We start from the raw sequence: 19,134 nt of genomic DNA, 5'->3' as shown, positions 1-19,134 counted from the left end.
CTCCGTCCTCTCCGCCGCAGTAAACCCTCTATGAAATCTCCGTTCCATCCCACACTCCATCCTTTCCCTCTAAGATAAAGTGTTGCGTCAACCGGTTGAGACCACCTCCGCATAACGGACATCGACCGGCCAAGTGCGACCATTGCCCGGATGAGACGGGACCCTTGCGAGCAAACCAAACCCACAACTGAATCGGATTCGTTCGCCCTATACGGAAAACCCGTTCGCTTTCGCTTGAAGGGTAGGGCCGTATTCAAAAGGTTTCCTGATCGCATTTGAGATATACTGAAATCATTCGAGTTCCGTATGGTCATGAACTGCGATTTAGTAATCGGGCAGGGAGGCCGTCAAAATATGGGCTTACTTATCGGACGGCATATTCCCGTACGCATGTATTTCATGCCCTCTGTTTTCTTGCCCGTTGCATTGCTTCCGGTGTGGTGCGTCGTCTCCATAAAAAAATTGTACTCCCCGGTTTCCCTGTTGATATACGACTTCATCTCCCGGCTTTCACTTCCGTTGTCGATGGTGCTCGGATAAACGGCCTTCCCGGTACAAATAACAACTCCATTTTTCAGTTCGCAATTGTTCGTGTTGAGAAAAAACGAGTCTGTGTCTGCCAACTCTCCATCCTTTAAACGTAGGGTGGTCTCGAATTTATGTGGCGACAGCGAATCAATGGTAGGCTTGGTTAAAATGATCGTGAGCTTGCCTTCACATTTCAGGAGCAGATTTTTCGGCAGTTCATCAGCCGAGGCGCTCACCGGCCAAAAAAAGCTAGCAGGACCAATGCTCGTTTCATGAGTATCCCCAAACGCGACAGGGCGCGATCTCACCGTTCCACTCCATCCCCTTTTACCATGCCTCTGACGGCATCCAACGCCTTCGGCTGCGCCGAGGCAAGTCGCCGGTAGCACTTCGGGTTTATCGAACCCAAACCTCACTCAAATCGCGTTGCTCGCGGCATGGAGTGGGCACAGGCGCAATGAGAACTTGCGCCGTAGGATACCGTTTTTTCGGCCTGCGTATAAAAATCGCTACGAAATCAAAGGCATGTCGCCAAATTAGGGAAACTGCGAGCTGAAACGTGTATAGGGCAGGCGATCTGGCCTGCAGAAACAGCAAGCAGGAGAATGAGCCATGGTTGACGTGAAAAATGTGCGGGTTGCAGTCGTACACTATGAAGGTGATAGAGATTTTGCCGGGACTGGTCGCTATCTGTCGATCAGAAATTATCAGGATAATGGGCGCTTGATGATGGGACCGGCGATTCCGATCAACAGCCAAATGACCGACATGCAGATCGAGCATCTCGCTGGTTTATTGATCAAGATGGTCTGCGGTCCTGATCCTGACGAGGAGAAAACGACACTTGCTTTCATTGGTGAAGATGCCTGATGACATCTTCTCGCAAGATAAACGCTACTGATGCCCTGTGTTGCTGCGCAGGGCATCAGCGTTTTTAAAACGGGGAAGCCATAATGGACAAACTGAATTTACGGGAGCGTCGTGTATTTGAAGCGCGAGTGCTCACAGATAATCCGATGTCGCTAGAAGACCTTGCGGCCGAATTCGGCATCGCTCGTGTACGCATACGGCAAATTGAGGTGAGCGTTCTGCAGAAAATGGGGCACGACCTGATGCTTTTGGCTCTAGAACAAGAAATTCTTGCCGATAAAAATGGTGATCACTGGAACAGAACCATCGAAACAATGATCGATACCAACGCGGACTCGCTTGATGGCGTTCGCGCAAAAGCGCGGGTCGCATGCTCCAACCGGCTCGGCGATCTCGACGAGGCTGTTGTCGACTTATCGGCTTCGCACAACGACAGGACATTGGAAAATTCAATATTGCGGGACCTGATCCGGCTTTACGACCCGCATCTTGAACAAAAAGGCGCGGTGCAAGCACTGCTCATAGAATGCACGACGTAGGATAAAAAATGGGCTGAACTAAAGCGGCGATTAGCCGACGGCGCGGTGCCGTGTCAGCATTGCAACCTCGTTTGCGTCGAATTTGCTCATTCCCCTCCCCCTCGACTTTTGCGTGCTGGCGCCGCTTCGCGGAATGTCCGCCCAACTTTTTAGAACATGGCCTGCCGGCCGTTACCCAAAGGCGTTGTGCAAAAATCATGATTTATGCACAGAATGCTTGACTCGTATAAAATGCGGCTTTATGTTGTGCATATTATATGTGCGAAATGGAGGGGCGATATGGCGGTTTACGGATACGCGCGGGTGAGCACTGACGGTCAATCTCTATCCGCCCAATTGGGTGAGCTAAAAGCAGCAAAATGCGAAAAGATATTTCAGGAGAAGATCAGCGGCGCTCGGTCGGACCGCAAGCAGCTAACGCGACTAATGGCGGTCCTGGCAAAAGGAGACGTGTTGGTCGTCACCAGGCTCGATCGTTTGGCGCGGTCCACACGTGATCTGTTGAACCTGTTGGGGACGATCGGGGAAAGAGGGGCAGGCTTCAAGTCGCTGAGAGACACTTGGGCTGACACCACGACGGCGCATGGTCGTTTGATGCTGACCGTTTTGGGCGGTCTCGCCGAGTTCGAGCGCGAACTGATCCGGACACGAACCGGGGAGGGGCGCGAGCGCGCAAAGGCGAGGGGAGTACTCCTTGGTCGAAAGCCAAAGTTGACCAGCCATCAGCGACGAGAGGCCCTTGCCCGTCGGGAGGCTGGAGAGGTGCTTACGGAAATAGCTCGATCGTATAACGTGAGCCACTCGACTATCAGTCGGTTGAATTAGCTTGGCGTCGTCATCGGCAACGACGCCCATCCGATGGTTGGGCCGGGGGTTAGAGTGCTTACAGCTCTCATTAGACGCCGTTCTTCGGAGTATTCGGCTTGTTGAAGGCGACCGGAGCGACCGCCTGCTTCTGTCCTAGGGGCCGCGCGGTGGATGTTTTCGACGTTTCGGCGAAGCGCGGTCAGGGTGTGGTCGTCTCCAGTCCCGTCAAAGCGGATTTCATCTGGGCGTAAAGATGTGTGAGCCGGCCGCTAACGGAGTATGAGGATCACCAATTACACCGCAACGGGTGCCCAAATGGAGGGGTGGGGATCATAGCCGTCGAGTTTGAAGTCGTCGAATACGAATGCGAACACGTCCTGCACATTCGGGTTAAGATGCATCGTGGGTAGTCTACGCGGCGTACGGGATAGCTGCAGTCGAACTTGCTCAGCATGATTTGCATAAATGTGTGCATCGCCTAGAGTATGGATGAACTCACCGGGCTGAAGATTTACCACCTGAGCAATCATAAGAGTGAGCAGGGAGTAGCAAGCGATGTTGAAGGGAACACCTAGAAACATGTCCCCGCTGCGCTGATATAGCTGACAAGACAGACGGCCGTTCGAAACATAGAACTGAAAGAGCGCGTGACATGGAGGCAGCGCCATTTCAGCGATGTCCGCTGGATTCCAGGCGATAACCACGTGCCGGCGGGAATTGGGTACGGTCCGCAGGGTCTCGATGACGCCGGCTAACTGATCGATTTCCTGCCCACCGGGCGATTTCCAGCGGCGCCATTGTTTGCCATAGATAGGACCCAGATCGCCGTCGACGCCTGCCCATTCATCCCAGATCGAGACACCGCGCTGTTGTAGCCACCGCACGTTGGTGTCACCCCGCAGGAACCAGAGCAATTCATAGATGATCGATTTCACGTGCAGCCGCTTGGTGGTGAACATAGGAAACCGAGTGTCTAGCGGAAACCGCATCTGCAGGCCAAACGTCGAGAGGGTGCCCACGCCCGTTCTGTCCTCCTTGTGTTCGCCATGCTCAAGGATATGCTGAAGGTGATTCAGATATTGGCGCTCTAAGGCGCCGTCTTGCTCCGAAAGCTCCCGGTCAACGGACGCAGAGCGGGATGAGTTCGGATAAACAGGGGAGGAGGGTTGGATCAGCATGGCGATACATTCAATGGGAATTCGAAGATTGGCGCACGTGGTCGCCCTGGCGGAGCACGGCAGTTTTGCGCAAGCTGCAGAGGCGGTTCACCTGAGTCAACCCGCGTTTAGCCGTAGCATTCAGTCGCTGGAGGAGGATCTCGGCGTCGAGCTCTTTAATCGCGGGCAACGAAAGATCACACCTACCGCATATGGGAAGCTTGTTGTGGACCGCGGCCAGCGGGTGCTGGCCGAAGCCACGAGCCTGCAGCGCGACGTCAAGCGCATGCGCGCCCACGAGTTCGGGGAGATCGCTTTCGGGCTCGGTCCGATACCGGCCGCTGTACTGTTGGAGCCGATTTTGACGCGCTCCACGCGCGATCACCCCGGTATTCGCACGCGCGTGGAAATTACTCATTGGCGAAATCTACTCAAGTTGTTGGAAATTGACGAACTCGACTTCTTTATCGGAGACATTCGAGAACTGGTTTCGAGCGACCGGCTGGTCATCGATCCGTTGCCAGAATTTCACATTGGGATGTATGCCCGCCGGAACCATCCCGCGCTCTCTGTTCAGCCGATCAGCCCCCGCGAATTGCTGAGATTTTTGATCGGCTCCTTTAAATTGCCGGACATTAGCTTGGCAGAGTTCACGCAGTGGCTGGAATTCGAAGGCGACCCGAAGACCTTGTTCGCTGTACAATGCGACAACATGGGCACTCTTGAGCGCGTTGCGATTCGCAGTGATTTGATTGTGGTGGGTCCTCAGCTGAGCTTCCGGGAAGCAATCGCAAATCAGCTCCTTGTGGAAATTGAACTTAACGTCCCTCTGAGCATGACCACGCATATGGGGGTGGTGCGCATGCGCGAGAGAATGCTCGCGCCCGGTGCCGAATTGCTCATCGGCATGGCATTTGAGGCGTTGACCGGCGGCCCCGAGGAGTTTCCCCCGCCTCAGCCCGTCGCCGCCGGTTAGATTAGAGTCAGAGCACTTTCGGCGTTTTACCCTTGAAGTGGTTGACCCAAGAAGAGGTTCCTCGCGTTCCCTCGACCGGAGGAATGATCGTGCGCTCCAGTTCATCAAGTCGGCCTTCACTCTTGGCCAACCGATACTTCCGGTTGTGGATGCATTCGCGATCCTTGAATTCACAGGTGTTCTCGTCTGTGCCGGCGCATGATCCATTAGCAAGCCCCTTCGGACAGGTCTCGGGACAATTATAAAAGAGATATTCGATACGACAGAAACCGCAAGTTTCGCATCCAAGAGCAGCGTGCTTCGTGGTTTTTTCCAGCTGCAGGAGCGCGGAACGACCGATTGCGGTCCTATCTAGAGCGCGGACCGCTAAGCCCATCACAGACGCTCCAACAGTTCCCTCCTCGAACACGGCATGATGCAACGATTTCATGCGCGAGTACTTGGCCAATTCTTCCTCGGACGGCTTTGCGCACCCGAATGTAGGGAGATGACTCAGACTTTTAGGTGCAGGCTTCGTGTCGAACAGGTATAGTCCGCCCGCGGGAGCAAATTCGACTGTGCGTCCATCTGCTAGACGATGAGCTTCGTCCCACGCCTCCTTCCAAGCTTCCAGCGAGGGCAGCTTGCGAGCAAGGTTCTCCGCCGTCTCGATCGTCGCGCAGAGATCCTCGTACCTGTCAACCCCGCTCATGTGAACGCCGGCATAACCGAGATGTTGCGCGCCGACGATCTGTAGGGCCAGTCGGTTCCAGGCCATCCGCTTGGCCTCGGCCTTTCCTTGCGCGTGCTCTTCACAAATCTTGTTGAAGAGATCATCCGACATAAAGACTCCGGGCAATCGCCGCGAGTGGATACCCCGAGCCCACCCCATAGTGGGCATGAGAAGGTTTGCGACCAACGGCGTTCGGAAGCCTCGTGCGTCGCGATACCACGCCAGCTCTTCCAACTTCCGCATATCCCAGCCGCAATTGGTGATCAGGTAATCGACGCCAATGTTCACCTTCTTCGCCATCTTGAGGTACTGGTTGGCCAGTTCTTCCTCGCGATATTTGAAAGGTGAGATGGCGCCGGCCACTAGGCAGGTCGGCGCCATCTGCTTGGCATCGCGAATCGCATTGATCGATTCCTGATAGCGAAAACGTTCGGCTCGCTGTTCCGTGATGCCATCGCCGGTCAAGAGAAGCATGTTCTCTAGGCCTTGAGACAGCGCACGGGCGATGACGGCACGTGCCTGATCGGGCGTACGGTCCTTGCCGGCCAGATGCAACAGCGGAACTTTCCCACTTGCGGCTGCCGCGACGCAGCCGCAAGTAATGGTATCGAGTGAGTCGAGCGATTTCACGCGGTCGCCGATGTTCACCCCGGCGATGCGCGGGTCTCGCCCTAGCAGTTCAGAATTGCGCCTAAGTTCGTCCATGACACCGGGGTTGGCTCTGCTCAGGTCCGGGACATACTCTAGCGTGTAACAAAATGTTCCCTTCTGAAGCGATTCTCGAATCTGATTATGATAACCAACCTTTTGCGAAGTTACCGAACTTTCCACGGATCGCTGCTCGTCCAATTCACTCAGGTCAATTGTCACCGCTTTATTTCCTTCGGCTTTATACGGTGGTCTTCTCGACGATCTTAAGGAATTTGTCGTGTTCCTGCGGCGACATGTGCTGTACAAATTCCTCGTACGGATATCGCTGGGATAGGACTTCTTCCTTGTATTGGCGCAAGCCTTGCTGGATCAGCGGTCGCACGTCGGCAAAGCTGCCTTCGTGCTTGGGGCGAGGGAAGGCGCTGTAGCCCACTGCATCGCCGCTGATGAGATAGATGCCGTCGGGTGAGGCACCGCCGCCGACGCTGATCACCGGGATAGGCAGCGTCCGGGCTAGATACTGAGTAATTTCCACTGGCACGTACTCTATGATCACCGCGAAGGCCCCGGCATCAACAAATGCGCGCGTGTCGTCTACGATCTTGGCTGCGTCGATGGCGGCGCGCCCCTTAAACCCAAATCCGCTTTGCTCCAACTTGCGGGAGGCCTGCATGCCCATATGCCCCATGACGGGTATGCCGGCGCGCACAATCTCAGCCACGATCTTCGCCGTATGCCTGTTGCCTTCGCACTTCACGGCATCAGCTCCCCCTTCGCAAATCAGGCGCGCGGCGTTTCGAATCGCGTCCTCGGAAGAGAAGTGATACGTCATGTACGGCATATGTCCGACAACCATGCCGTAGCGGGTGACACGGCTCACCGCCTGCGTGAGGATTAATTGCTCCTCAAAGCGAACGGTCATCGGAGTTTTGTGTCCGAGCAAGGACATCGGGCCTGCATTGCCATTGATCAACATGTCAAAGCCGATCTCATCAGAAATGGCGGCCATCGGGGAGTCGTACACGCCAAGGGCAACGATAGGCTCCTTGTTAGCCTTCTTGTCCAGGATACTTTTAACAGTGACTTTACGGCGCTTTTCTGCAGACGCGGTGCTCATGGAAGAAACTCCGGTGGACGATGCGAAACTGAATAGCAGTTGTGCGCACATCCCTCCAATGCATTGTATTGCAAGACACGATGCACACGGTGCAATTAGCGACACTTGCGTCTGGCGCAACGAAATCGGTTTATAAATGCATTGGGAGACTTCGTCTTGTACTGCTAATTCTCGCGGCATCGAAACTCGCGTCACACTAAGCAGCGAAACAAGCAAACCATGGCCGACGAACTATCCAAGAGTCGCCGGAAGATCACGCCCGCGGCCATCCGTTCTCGAAAGAATGGTGGCACTCCCATAACTCTCGTGACGGCTTACGATTATCCATTTGCGTCCTATGCCGAGCAGGCGGGAATCGACATTGTGTTTGTGAGCGACGCGCTCGCGAGCGTCGGCATGGGGTGCGAGAATACGCTGTCGATGACTGTGGATGAAGTCGTATATCATACGCGTGCGGTGCGTCGGGCAGTGTCATCGAGCCTTGTGCTCGCGTCACTGCCGTTTCTCTCGTACACGACGCCGGCCGATGCCGTCCAAAATGCAGGTCGCCTGATCCGCGATGGAGGCGCGGATGCCGTAGAGCTCGAGGGCAGCGCCGATTTAGTCCCGATCGTGCGTGCTCTCACGAAGGCCGGCATCGCCGTCGTTGCGCATGTAGGGTTAACGAAAGTGCTCGCGGCGCGGACCGGAAGCTATCGCGCGCAAGCGCAGGACGCCGAGTCCGCAATTGCAATCATACATGACGCCCTGACTCTGTCGGAAGCCGGAGCATTTGCGCTCGTGCTCGAGTGCATTCCCGACCGCATCGCAGCAGCAATTACGGAGCTTGCTTCGGTTCCGACCATCGGCATTGGGGCGGGCGGTTACTGTGATGGCCAAGGTCTGGTAACCCAGGATATGTTGGGGTTATTCGAAAAGTTTACGCCCAAATTTGTGCAGAAATATGCAGCGCTTGGCGAGACGGCGCGCAACAGCTTTCGACTGTTCAAGGAGAACGTCGAGTCGGCTGCATTCCCAGGTTCCGCGCATACGTTGCCGATCGGAGACGAAAAGCTCGGCGACATCGTGGCGCGGCTCAATGGTGCCATCAACGGTACTCCGTATTGAAGGCCGCGTGAGGTTGTCTGACGCGGTAACAACTCAACTTAATGGAAGGAAAAGGAAGAATGGCAATCGAGAATATCGCACTGGGTCTTGTGGAGACCCGCGGCTATGTCGGATCGATCGAAGCGGCAGATGCCATGGTCAAGGCAGCCAACGTGCAATTGATCGGCAAGGAATTGATCGGCGGAGGGTTCTGCACAATCATGGTTCGCGGTGACGTAGGCGCAGTCAAAGCAGCGACAGATGCGGGCGCCGCGGCAGCGAAGCGCGTTGGCGAACTAATATCCGTGCACGTGATTCCGCGTCCGCATGGTGATCTGCACGTGATTCTTCCGTCGCCGACGAAGGGCGAAGTTAAGTAGGAATGTCGCCGGCTTAAGTGAGGAGACTACATGTCCAAGGCAAATAACGTGCAGCTGCGCGCATACTTCTTCATTGACCGCATGCAGCCGCAATACGCAGCGTATTTCGGTACGGTGACTGCTGGCGATATTCCGGTGGCGGGTATGGCTCAGCTGTACGTCGAGCTCGCTCCAGGTAACGAGGTGTTCCGTGTCGTTGACATGGCCGTGAAGGCGACGGAGGTGAAGCCCGGAGTGCAGATTGTTGAACGCGAGTTCGGTATGTTGGAAGTGCATTCCGAGTCGCAGGAGGCGGTACGCGAGGCGGGCCGCACCATTCTGGAACGGCTGGGCATGCGCGAGGAGGATCGGATCCGGCCAAAGGTTGCGTCGGTTCAGGTGATCACCAATGTGTCTCCTTATCAGGCGCAGCTGATCAACCGTTCGCGCCGCGGCAGCATGCTTGTTCCTGGCGAAGCCTTGTTCGTGCTGGAGGTCACGCCGGCCGCGTATATCGACATCGCGGCCAACGAGGCCGAGAAGTCCGCGAATGTTCGACTCGTTGATCTGCGCGATGTCGGGCGGTTCGGCCGTCTATTTATGGCAGGTACTGAAGCGGAAGCTCGCACGGCGCAACTCGCTTCGATCGCGGCCATCGAAGCTATCTCTGGCACTGACAAGTAGAACCGGGAGTTGTGAATGTTGATCTGCAGAACGACCGGGACCGTCGTATCGACTGTTAAGCACGAGCGGTTGCATGGTCGCAAACTGCTGCTCGTAAGACGTTGCTCACCCGATGGTAAGCCTGTGGGTGAACCATTCGTGGCGGTAGATACTGTCGGTGCCGGCGAGGGAGAGCTTGTGATCGTCGCTGAGGGCAGCGCAGCGCGCGAGCTTGATGGAACCCGCTCGGCACCGGTGGACGCTACGATCATCGGTATCATCGATTCTACGGCTATCGGTGGCAAGCTTAGCTTCGCAAAGTCGAGGGAGGCGGGTGCATGACAAGTGACTTGGACAAGGATCTGAAGGCCATCCAGCAGGCTAGGCGTTTAGCCGAACGGTGTCGTGAGGCCCAGCGCGAGTTTGCCAAGGCGTCGTCCGCCACCGTGAATGCTGTGTGTGAGGCGGCTTCCCAGGCGGCATTCAAGGGTGCTCGGCGCCTCGCCCAGATGGCACACGAGGAAACTGGCTACGGAAATCCCGAGCACAAGGTGCTAAAGAACGAATTTGCCGCCCGCAATGTGTGGGAATCGATTCGTGGTGTACCTACCGTCGGCATCATCGAGCGCGACGAGGCCAACAAGGTGATCGTTATGGCGGAGCCGATGGGCGTGGTGGCGGCGCTAACGCCGTCGACCAACCCGACATCGACCGCGATCTTCAAATCGCTGATCGCTCTCAAAGGCGGGAATGGCATCATATTTTCGCCGCACCCTTCAGCGGCAAAGTGCACGGCCGAAACGGTAGATATCATTGCCCGGGCAGCGGAAGCGGCAGGCGCACCGGCCGGCTTGGTCAGCTGTCTCGACGGGTCTTCGTACGCCGGGACGCAGGAACTCCTGCGCCACTACGCCGTCAACGTGATCCTCGCCACTGGTGGCGGCCCGATGGTTCGCGCCGCGCATAGTACTGGCAAGCCAGCGTATGGTGTGGGTCCCGGAAACGTTCCCGCCTGGGTCGATCGCAGTGCCGACATCGCGAAAGCCGCGCGCGACCTCGTCAACAGCAAGTCGTTTGACTGCAGCCTCATCTGCGCTACTGAACAAGCAGTAATCGCTGACGAACCGATCGCAGCGGAGTTGCGCAGCCGGATGGAAGATCAGGGCGCGTATTGGGTTCCTGAGGCCTATCGTAAGAAACTCGCGGCGGTGTTGTTTCATCCAGATGGCAGCATCAACCCGCGCTCCGTCGGCCAAACAGCAGCCGCGTTGGCGAATGTTGTCAGTATGGAGATTCCCGCCAGCACGCGAGTGCTCGTGGTACCCCTCGGGGGGATTGGCAAAGACTATCCGTTCTCTCGCGAAAAGCTGACATCCGTGCTTGGGTTTGCGACGGCGCGGGACGCGCAGGCCGGGCTTGAGTTGTGCGTACAAATCCTTCGTTTCGGCGGGGACGGACATTCAGCGGTGATCCATTCGCTGAATGTGGCGCAAACCGAGCATATGGCGGCGCAACTTCCCGCGTTCCGTGTGATCGTAAATTCCATGTCGTCGCTGGGCAGCATTGGTTACACATGCCGCTTCCCCCCGTCGCTGACGCTGGGTACTGGAGGCATGGGCGGTGCTATCGTCGGTGATAATATTACCGTCACGCACTTGATCAATCGAAAGTGCGTCGCGTGGGAAGTCGCGTCTCCACCGGCAAGCGTGCAATTGCCCGAGGCAACTGTTACGGGGCGAGAGCCAGGCATCGATGAGATTGTTGCGCAAGTGTTGGCGCGGCTGGGTCGTACCTCGGTCGCAGCTTAAAGAGTGAAAGCAAAAATGACGTATTTTCGTCCTTCCCAGGAGCGAGCGCATGTGACGAAGCGCTTCCTAACTGCACGGGAAGTGGAGGATATTGCCGCCGCCGGCGCGGTCGAAATCGTGCAGGTCGATGGCCTGGTCATCACGGATGCGGCGCGCGAAACAGCGCAAGATCTTGGCTTGCGTATCAAGCAACCGCAACGTCAAGCGGAGCAAGAAAGAAAACCGTCGGAACGCAACTCGCCACCAGAAGCGCCGCAGCGTGTCGAGATCGGCGCAACGCCGGCATCGATGGGACATGTCGTATCCGCGAGATTGGCGGGGGGCAGGCCGGGCACGTCGGGATCCCGTGGTGCGATCTCAGTGGATCCTTTACTGCAGGCCCTCGTTCAGGCGGTGCGCTCTAACCGACCAAGGCTGGCGGCATTGGCACAAGGAGACTAAGAAATGTCGAGTCGGGTTGCCAGGAGTTTGCCGCGGCAGTTTGTCACCAGTGATGACGTGCGATCCGCCGCCTCGCGGAGCGAAAGTCATATGACGATACCGCAGAACTGTACGGTGACCGACGAGGCACGAGAATTAGCGCTGAAGTTTTCCATCCGTTTGGAGAACGCTGGAGCTGCCAAGCAGGCTCCGGTTGCCAATTCTCCTGCGCAACGCCCCAACAACGCTCTGGCGCCCGCTGCCGATCAGCAAACTTGGCCAGAAGACACGAACCGACGTGTCGTAGAAGCTGTTACTCAGGTGCTCGAAGAGCTAAATCTGGTAGAGCGTAAAGCAGCGCTACTGCCAACGATCATTCGCCGAGTATTCGCCGGACTCGCCGCCAATCGGAGCTGAAATGAACACATACTACAGCCCCGCGGAGACGCTGGGGGGCGACCGCGTAATCATTGAGGACCTGCGGATCCCTGCTTGCATTGGTGTCTATCCGCACGAGAAGATCCAAAAGCAAGTCATCACTTTGAATATCGAGATGGGATTGGCAACCCAGGTCTGCTTCCGAAGCGATCAGGTTCAAGACACTATCGACTACGCCGCAGTCGCCGACGCGCTGAAAAGGCTGGCGGTCAGCCGGCATTTTCATCTGATTGAGGGCCTCGCCGAACAAATTTCGAATGTCGTGATCGATTCTTTCGGTGCCTCGTGGGTGAAGGTGCACATTAGGAAGATCGGTGTAATCCCCGACGCGAAGTGCGCTGCCGTAGCGATCACGAGGCTAAACCCGCGCTTTTTCGGCAGGAGGCCTTTGTCCGAATTCAACGCAGTCGCGCAGGATAAGCTAGCTGTCTCGACGTAATGGTGCAGCGAGATAGCACATAAAATTATCAATCTAGGCAACTGGCTGAATCTACGTCTCGGGTCGCGTGAGCAATCCACCCTACAGCGCAAGAAAGTCACTCATGTGGTTGGGTATAACGCGCTACCGAACCAACCACGAAGACAGGTTCGTAGATAATCCGCTCGGTGATAAAAAGGGATTGCGACAGCACAAGCAAGAGGTGCTGGATGGAGACCGGTATGCGGAATGAACATGGGAAAGTTGGTCGCACGGTGGCTGAATCGACGCCATGGTGGCCGCAGTCCCTGAAGGGGCCGGTAGGCTCGCCCAACATCCTGCTCATTTTGTTCGACGATGTCGGTTTCTCTGACTTCGGTTGTTACGGCTCTCCTATACGGACACCCGCAATCGATCGGATTGCGGCGGAAGGCATTCGCTACTCGGGATTCCACACCACTGCGATGTGCTCGACGACACGTGCTGCACTACTCACCGGTCGAAACCATCACTCGGTGGGGATGGGGTGTTTGGCGAATTTTGATAGCGGTTACCCAGGCTATCGCGGCAAAATCGCGCGTGAAGCCGGCACACTGGCCGAAATTCTGCGCGGCACCGGCTACCGCAATTACTTCTGCGGAAAGTGGCACGTAACGCCGATGAGCGAAGCGGGATCAACCGGTCCCTTTGATGGTTGGCCCCTTGGGCGCGGGTTCGATAGGTTCTACGGCTTTATGAATGCCGAAACCGATCATTACACGCCCGAGTTAGTCCAGGACAACTCGCGCGTTGATACTCCGGGTACCTTCGAGACGGGCTATCACTTGACGGCGGACCTGGTCGATCACGCGATTCAATTCGTTGCCGATCACGTCGCGCAGCGACCAGACCTCCCTTGGTTCACATGGCTGGCTTTCGGCGCATGCCACGCACCCCATCAGGCGCCTCGAAGCCTTATCGACAGCTATGAGGAGGTTTTCGCGACAGGATGGGATGTCGAACGCGAAGTGCGTCTGGCGAGCCAGAAAGACATGGGGCTGGTACCGCAGGAAACGCGACTTCCGCCTCGTAACGCTGGAGTGCTCGCATGGGACGAGCACACGGCGGAGGAGCGGCGACTTTTTATACGGCTGCAGTCCGCCTATGCAGCTATGCTGGATCATGCGGATCAGCAAATTGCACGTCTAGTCGAATTCCTCGAACGCACAGGCGCGCGCGAAAACACGATGATCCTTGTGCTTTCTGATAACGGAGCCAGTCAGGAGGGGGGACCGCTCGGCGCTGTGAACACGCTCGGCAGCTACAACTTTCAAGAAGAATCCTTTAAAGTAAAATTGGAGCGATTCAACACCATCGGTGGGCCGGGAAGTCATGCCAACGTCCCGCACGGCTGGGCTATGGCTTCTAACACTCCGCTCAAGCGCTACAAACAGAATACCCACGGAGGCGGAATCCGGGATCCTCTCGTGATCTCGTGGCCCAATAGCATTCCCGCGCGGGGTGAGATCCGCCATCAATTCGCTCACGCGTGTGACTTGTTGCCGACGCTGCTGGAAGTAATTGGCGCTCAGATGCCGGAGCAGGTAAGCGGCATTCCGCAGATGCCTATCGAAGGTGTAAGCTTCGCCCGAAGCTTCAACGACACCCTAGCGCCGAGCAAAGCTTCCGCCCAATATTTCGAGATGTTCGGACATCGAGGCATCTGGCATGATGGTTGGAAGGCTGTGGCCTATCACGCTCCCGGAGCGTCCTTCGACGAGGATCAGTGGGAGCTCTATCACCTCGATCGAGACTTTTCTGAAACACGTGACCTCGGGATGGACGAACCGGGGCGCCTTGAGACGTTGAAGCGAATGTGGTGGCGGGAGGCGAAGAAACACAAGGTATTGCCGCTGGACGATCGATTTGGCCCTCGTTTCGCCGAGAATGCGGCGCGGATCTTAGGCGATAGGCGTCAGTTCGTGTTTCACAAAGGTGTGGGTCATGTGCCAACCGACCTCGCACCGGATGTGCGTAGCCGAAGCTACACCATCGAAGCCAGCGTAGAGTTATCGGGTGACGACAGCGGTGTCCTCATCGCTCACGGCGACGCGACGACCGGATATGTGTTGTTCGTCCGTGACGGCTACCTAGTACACGACCTCAATCTCGGCGGAGTGCACGAAATCGCTGTATCCGATCGCCGTATTCCTCGCTCAGCCCGCACGCTGGGCCTGCGTGTGGACCGGCTCAAGCGAGCTCCAGCCGGTGATGCCTTAGCGAGTCGCTACACGCTGTTGATCGAGGGCCAGGTAGCGGGCTCCGTCTACACCCAGAGGTACTTCAAGTCGCTCATCTCCTGGGCTGGTTGCGATATCGGGTGCGATCGTGGAACTCCAGTCGGAGACTACGTCGCGCCATTTGCGTTCACAGGTAAGCTGTCAAAAGTTGTCGTGACTTTAGATAACGACCAGCAGCTGGACGGTGATGCTGTTGGGCGTGCGGAATTAAGTCGAGAGTGACTCGACTTTTCGTCTGGGAACGAAGCCCGACATCCGTTCCTTGGAGATTGGATTCGCTAGGAACTTTGGATCGAACGACACATCACTGTTCGAGCACGCTTCCTAATGTTATTTACCCCAGAGCCGACGTGGGCAGATGAAAGTGATGAAGGTCGACCGCATGTTGCGCGGGATGCAACGATTCTGGATGAAATATGCAATTGTGGATGCAGATCACCACGGGTAATCTCAAAAGAAAAAAGGGAGTGATGCTAGTTAGAAACCGCCAGGAGGCGACATGAGATTCCAACAACTTCTTGGGCTCGCACTGGGCCTCTTGCTCTCAAATGGCGCAGCGACAGCCCAGGACACGACCTCGAAAGAGCTTATTCCCATCAATATTGGCGGTCCGAGCGCCGGCTACTTCATGACGTACGTCGCGGCCGACCTTGGCCTGTACCAGAAGCACGGCTTAGAGCCAAATATTCGTTGGTTCACGAGTGGAGCGCCTCTACTCGCGGCCCTCAAGAGCGGTAGCATCGATCAAATTGTCACGGGGTTAGCGTTTGTATTCGCGCTCGGCCAAGACATCCCTCTCAAGATTATTTCTTGGGAAGTCGACAACGCGCAGGGCGAAGGCCTGATCGCGACCGAAGGTAGCGGCATCTCTAACTTTAAGGACCTTGCTAAGGCAAAGAAGATTGCGGCAACAGCTGGCACATGCTCGCAGGTGTCGCTGAAACTAATGGCCAAAAAAGCAAGCGTTGACTACGACAAATTGAGCGTGGTGAACATTGCTCCGCCGCTATTTGCCAGTGCATTCGCGAGCGGTGCGATCGACGCCGCTGTCGGTTGGGCTCCGTGGACGATGAACCTTCCAGCAGGCGTCAAGGTCGTGTCTTGGGATTCCGAGTACGGCGGCGTCTGCCCGAGTATTAATGGTTTGAGGCCCGAGTACATCGCGAAGTACCCCAGCGTGCCGCAGAAGCTGTTAGCCGTTCAGGCCGAGGCTCGCGAAATGATCGCGAAAAACCCTCAATTGGCGATCGACGCATTGCAGCGTCAGCTGCAACTTTCACCCGCAGTCGCGAAAGAGTTCTATGAGAAACATTGCTGCAGCAGGCTCCCTACGTTTGAGCAGCAGCTGGATCCACAATCGCCCTGGTCGCTCGTAGCCCCGAACGGCGGACTGGCGGCGCAAGCGTTACTCGCAAGTCAGATGCTGTATGAACTCGGCACGATTCCAACTCCCCTTAAACCGGAGACTGTGACTGCCGCCATTGACCCTGCGCCGCTGCGCGAATTTCTCAGCAAGCACCGGAACGCCGAGTGATAGTTGAGAAGTAAAGGTGAAGCAGATGAAGCGTATTCCTCCGATCTTGATCTCCTCGGCTACGATCGTTGCGATTTTCGTGGTTTGGTTTGTTGTAACAAACGGGGGGCTGGTTGGCCCGACTTATCTCCCTTCACCTCAAGCTTTGTTTTGGTCCTTTATGCGCCTGTTGACAAATGGTTACCAGCGTACGCCGCTGTGGGAACACATCGGCATAAGTCTGTTCCGCGCACTGTGCGGCTTCTTGCTGGGTGTTGCCGTCGGGATCCCTACGGGGTTAGTGACAGGTTACAATCGCCTGGCGGACGCCGCCATGTCACCAGTCATGGCATTCATTCGGCCAATCCCACCCATCGCATTCATTCCTATGGTCGTGTTGTACTTCGGACTTGGTGAAGTTGGAAAGATCGTACTTATCTTCATCACTTCATTCAACTATGCCCACGTCAACGCACATGCTGGTGCTGCGCATGTGCCCATCGCGTACATTCGCGCTGCGAAGACCCTTGGCCTAACACCAGGACAAATTTTTCGAAAGGTGGTCTTCCCCGCCGCATTGCCCCACATCTTCACTGGACTGAAAGTTGCGATGGCATTGAGCTGGGCGGTCGTCGTGGCTGCTGAGTTAGTCGGCGCGCAGAAGGGGCTCGGCTTCATGATTTCCGACGCAGCGCAGGTTTTCCAAATACCTGTCGTTTTTATCGGAATCGCGTTGATCGGGTTCATCGGGCTTGCACTAAACATGGTCCTCAGTGCTGCTGAGTCGAGTATCGTTCATTGGAAGGGCCGGTGAGCTCTTCATTGCCAAAGATCGCCAAAATTATGTATCGCAAATCCGCTCCGTATCTAGCGCACGTACAATCTCGATCGAATGTCGGGCGAGCCGAAGACAAGGTGGTCCTTAAAGACGTCTCAAAGAACTATTTAAAATCTGGATCCTCTGGAGACGCAACGCTCGCAGTCAAATCGCTGAACATTGCAATCAAGAAGGCTGAGATCGTCAGCATTCTTGGTCCCACGGGCTGCGGCAAATCCACGGCAATGAATATGATTGCTGGATTTGAGCTCCCCAGCCAGGGTGAAGTTTTGCTCGACGGCAAGCCCATCCTCGCACCGGGGCCCGACCGGGCCGTCGTATTCCAGCAGGCGTCACTCTTTCCGTGGCTAACGGTTTTCGAGAACGTGGTCCTCGGCGTCAAGTGCCGAGGTGTTAGCCCCGACACCTACTACAACCGCGCGGAGCACTTGCTAGATGCAGTCAAGCTCAAGGGCTTCGAGAAACACTATCCTTACCAGCTCTCTGGAGGCATGCAGCAACGCGTTCAGATCGCCCGGGCGCTCATATCGGAGCCTGAGGTGCTATTGATGGACGAACCATTCGGTGCCTTGGACTCACAGACTCGCCTGATGATGCAAGAGCTGGTGTTGCAATTGTGGGTTGAGTATCAGCCGACGATCATCTTTATCACGCATGACGTGGCAGAAGCGATCTTCGTTTCAGATCGTATCCTCCTAATGTCGAGCCGTCCGGGCAAGGTCAAACTCGCTGTGTCGGTCGACGAGTCCAAACCGCGAGGCCAGGAGTTCCTTACCAGCGCTAAGTTCGTCGAGCTGCAGGCGAGCCTCCTCACAGCACTCAAGCAGGAAGTTCACTAAGGACTTGTCGGCTATTGCGTTGTCTCAGTTGCACACGGTACCAGTCGAGTTTAGCAGCTTTTTCTAATCGTCAGATCCCCAATCAAGACCGCAAGGAGTGAAGAAGTTAAGAATACCCGAAATTTAGGCTTTTGCGTCTTCACCCTTGAAGCGGCGCTCAGAGAGGTTTACCACGCACTACGTCGGATGCGGCGCTATGACTTACGAGGATACGTTAACGTTTGGTTCTCGGTGCGGGCCGCTACCTGCGCAGCGTCGATTGCGTCCAGCGCGATTCGATTTACGAAGGACGGCTTCTCCGCGCGCTACGATTTCGATCGCATCCTAGGCTGAAGACGGTGGGCCTTCATCGTACGGTCCACTCTGATGGCTTAGTGGAGAGTAAGTGTCATGATGAAAGAAGGCAGTCTCCAGCTCGGGTCCGACGGTAAGCAAACTGTTCGATTGATGTCACCGTCGAGCTCAGCAGAGTGCGTGAACCTCTTCGTGCACTTTTATCGAGGCGAAATGGGACGCGCACTTAGTTGGCGTGATCGACTTGATAGGACAAGCAATTGGGCTATGACCGCCGCTGCCGCAATGCTATCAGTTTCGCTTTCCTCACCTAACTCTCACCATGCGGTATTGATCTTCGCTATGCCGATTATGGCGTTGTTACTCGCGATCGAGTCTCGACGATATAGGTTTTTCGACGTCTATCGAAATCGTATTCGGACGTTAGAACGCAACTACTATGCTCCGTTGTTTTCTGTGGATGTTGAGGCGGAGGAAGCTGATTGGAAAACCAGGTTGAGTGAGGATCTTCGACGGCCAGCTTTCTCGGTTAGTATGTCGCAGGCGATATCCCGACGACTGCGCCGAACTTATTGTTGGATTTTTTTAATACTGCTGGCTGCTTGGCTTCTAAAGACGTTAATGGTGTTGCAATTTGAGACTAGTCAACATCGCGTGGTAGCTTCATTCGAAGCTTGGTTGGCTGAACTAGCAATTGGCCCCCTCAACGGCGGCTTTACTCTCTTGGGAGTAACGACTTTCTATACTTGGATTGCTTATGCCACCTTGAGTAATCGGCAGATTGCAGGCGAACTCTCTATCGGGGACGTTCATGTTTAAAAT

Annotated in this window: 20 protein-coding genes and 1 pseudogene; 17 read left to right on the top strand and 4 right to left on the bottom strand. The window is 55.9% G+C overall.

The annotated features are described in order from the left end of the window. Positions 1–347 precede the first annotated feature (347 nt). Positions 348–836 carry a hypothetical protein gene (locus E7813_RS18630; protein WP_291576335.1) on the bottom strand — a complete coding sequence of 163 codons (489 nt, stop codon included), beginning with the start codon at positions 834–836 and terminating at the stop codon, positions 348–350. A 304-nt stretch (positions 837–1,140) separates the two neighbouring features. Between E7813_RS18630 and E7813_RS18625 the strand changes: the two genes are divergently transcribed. The 3 genes and pseudogenes from E7813_RS18625 (at position 1,141) to E7813_RS18615 (ending at position 2,762) form a co-directional block, all read left to right on the top strand. After that, positions 1,141–1,398 carry a hypothetical protein gene (locus tag E7813_RS18625; RefSeq protein ID WP_291576333.1) on the top strand — a complete coding sequence of 86 codons (258 nt, stop codon included), beginning with the start codon at positions 1,141–1,143 and terminating at the stop codon, positions 1,396–1,398. A 92-nt stretch (positions 1,399–1,490) separates the two neighbouring features. Further along, a pseudogene (locus E7813_RS18620) lies at positions 1,491–1,628 on the top strand (sigma factor-like helix-turn-helix DNA-binding protein); the annotation flags it as partial. Between the two features lie 588 nt (positions 1,629–2,216). Next, on the top strand, positions 2,217–2,762 hold the full coding sequence (locus E7813_RS18615) for a recombinase family protein (protein ID WP_291576331.1): 546 nt from the start codon (positions 2,217–2,219) through the stop codon (positions 2,760–2,762). Positions 2,763–3,037: 275 nt separating this feature from the next. Here the strand turns inward: E7813_RS18615 and E7813_RS18610 are convergent, their stop codons facing one another. Continuing rightward, the gene (locus E7813_RS18610; RefSeq protein ID WP_291576329.1) at positions 3,038–3,922 is read right to left on the bottom strand and encodes a thymidylate synthase; all 885 of its coding nucleotides are present in this window, start codon (positions 3,920–3,922) and stop codon (positions 3,038–3,040) included. A 28-nt stretch (positions 3,923–3,950) separates the two neighbouring features. Between E7813_RS18610 and E7813_RS18605 the strand changes: the two genes are divergently transcribed. Continuing rightward, positions 3,951–4,877: a LysR family transcriptional regulator gene (locus E7813_RS18605; protein WP_291576328.1), complete on the top strand. Its 927-nt coding sequence runs from the start codon at positions 3,951–3,953 to the stop codon at positions 4,875–4,877. 7 nt (positions 4,878–4,884) lie between these two features. On the opposite strand, the gene E7813_RS18600 is transcribed toward E7813_RS18605, so the two are convergent. Together E7813_RS18600 and E7813_RS18595 are read right to left on the bottom strand one after the other, a co-directional pair. Continuing rightward, entirely contained in the window at positions 4,885–6,459 is a 1,575-nt protein-coding gene (locus tag E7813_RS18600; RefSeq protein ID WP_291576326.1) for a methylenetetrahydrofolate reductase C-terminal domain-containing protein, read from the bottom strand. A gap of 19 nt (positions 6,460–6,478) precedes the next feature. After that, positions 6,479–7,357 (bottom strand): 3-methyl-2-oxobutanoate hydroxymethyltransferase, encoded by an 879-nt coding sequence (locus E7813_RS18595; protein ID WP_291576324.1) that lies wholly within the window; start codon positions 7,355–7,357, stop codon positions 6,479–6,481. A gap of 219 nt (positions 7,358–7,576) precedes the next feature. On the opposite strand from E7813_RS18595, the gene panB reads away from it, so the two are divergent. The 13 genes from panB to E7813_RS18530 all read left to right on the top strand — a co-directional run bounded on the left by panB (position 7,577) and on the right by E7813_RS18530 (position 19,131). After that, positions 7,577–8,464: a 3-methyl-2-oxobutanoate hydroxymethyltransferase gene (panB, locus tag E7813_RS18590; protein ID WP_291576322.1), complete on the top strand. Its 888-nt coding sequence runs from the start codon at positions 7,577–7,579 to the stop codon at positions 8,462–8,464. Between the two features lie 59 nt (positions 8,465–8,523). Continuing rightward, complete coding sequence (gene eutM / locus E7813_RS18585; RefSeq protein ID WP_291576320.1) at positions 8,524–8,823, top strand: ethanolamine utilization microcompartment protein EutM; 300 nt, start codon at positions 8,524–8,526, stop codon at positions 8,821–8,823. Between the two features lie 30 nt (positions 8,824–8,853). Next, positions 8,854–9,486, top strand: coding sequence for a hypothetical protein (locus E7813_RS18580; RefSeq protein WP_291576319.1), 633 nt, complete (start codon positions 8,854–8,856; stop codon positions 9,484–9,486). 15 nt (positions 9,487–9,501) lie between these two features. Then, positions 9,502–9,807, top strand: coding sequence for a EutN/CcmL family microcompartment protein (locus tag E7813_RS18575; protein WP_291576317.1), 306 nt, complete (start codon positions 9,502–9,504; stop codon positions 9,805–9,807). Positions 9,808–9,815: 8 nt separating this feature from the next. Beyond that, on the top strand, positions 9,816–11,273 hold the full coding sequence (locus tag E7813_RS18570) for an aldehyde dehydrogenase family protein (RefSeq protein WP_291576315.1): 1,458 nt from the start codon (positions 9,816–9,818) through the stop codon (positions 11,271–11,273). 15 nt (positions 11,274–11,288) lie between these two features. Next, positions 11,289–11,714, top strand: coding sequence for a hypothetical protein (locus tag E7813_RS18565; protein ID WP_291576313.1), 426 nt, complete (start codon positions 11,289–11,291; stop codon positions 11,712–11,714). Between the two features lie 90 nt (positions 11,715–11,804). Further along, on the top strand, positions 11,805–12,110 hold the full coding sequence (locus E7813_RS18560; RefSeq protein WP_291576311.1) for a hypothetical protein: 306 nt from the start codon (positions 11,805–11,807) through the stop codon (positions 12,108–12,110). 1 nt (position 12,111) lies between these two features. Next, on the top strand, positions 12,112–12,570 hold the full coding sequence (locus E7813_RS18555) for a dihydroneopterin aldolase (RefSeq protein ID WP_291576309.1): 459 nt from the start codon (positions 12,112–12,114) through the stop codon (positions 12,568–12,570). A gap of 209 nt (positions 12,571–12,779) precedes the next feature. Then, positions 12,780–15,050, top strand: a complete 2,271-nt coding sequence (locus E7813_RS18550) for an arylsulfatase (RefSeq protein ID WP_291576307.1) — start codon at positions 12,780–12,782, stop codon at positions 15,048–15,050. A 277-nt stretch (positions 15,051–15,327) separates the two neighbouring features. After that, positions 15,328–16,362 (top strand): ABC transporter substrate-binding protein, encoded by a 1,035-nt coding sequence (locus E7813_RS18545; RefSeq protein ID WP_291576305.1) that lies wholly within the window; start codon positions 15,328–15,330, stop codon positions 16,360–16,362. A 25-nt stretch (positions 16,363–16,387) separates the two neighbouring features. After that, positions 16,388–17,155 carry an ABC transporter permease gene (locus E7813_RS18540; protein WP_291576304.1) on the top strand — a complete coding sequence of 256 codons (768 nt, stop codon included), beginning with the start codon at positions 16,388–16,390 and terminating at the stop codon, positions 17,153–17,155. Positions 17,156–17,163: 8 nt separating this feature from the next. Beyond that, positions 17,164–18,018: an ABC transporter ATP-binding protein gene (locus E7813_RS18535; protein ID WP_291576302.1), complete on the top strand. Its 855-nt coding sequence runs from the start codon at positions 17,164–17,166 to the stop codon at positions 18,016–18,018. Positions 18,019–18,408: 390 nt separating this feature from the next. Further along, on the top strand, positions 18,409–19,131 hold the full coding sequence (locus E7813_RS18530) for a DUF2270 domain-containing protein (protein WP_363331188.1): 723 nt from the start codon (positions 18,409–18,411) through the stop codon (positions 19,129–19,131). Positions 19,132–19,134 lie beyond the last annotated feature (3 nt).

This window comes from Bradyrhizobium sp., from assembly GCF_004799405.1.
In the GTDB taxonomy this organism is placed as follows: Bacteria; Pseudomonadota; Alphaproteobacteria; order Rhizobiales; family Xanthobacteraceae; genus Bradyrhizobium.
The sequence above is the reverse complement of the archived record's forward strand: the minus strand, read 5'-3'. Positions and strand labels throughout refer to the sequence as shown.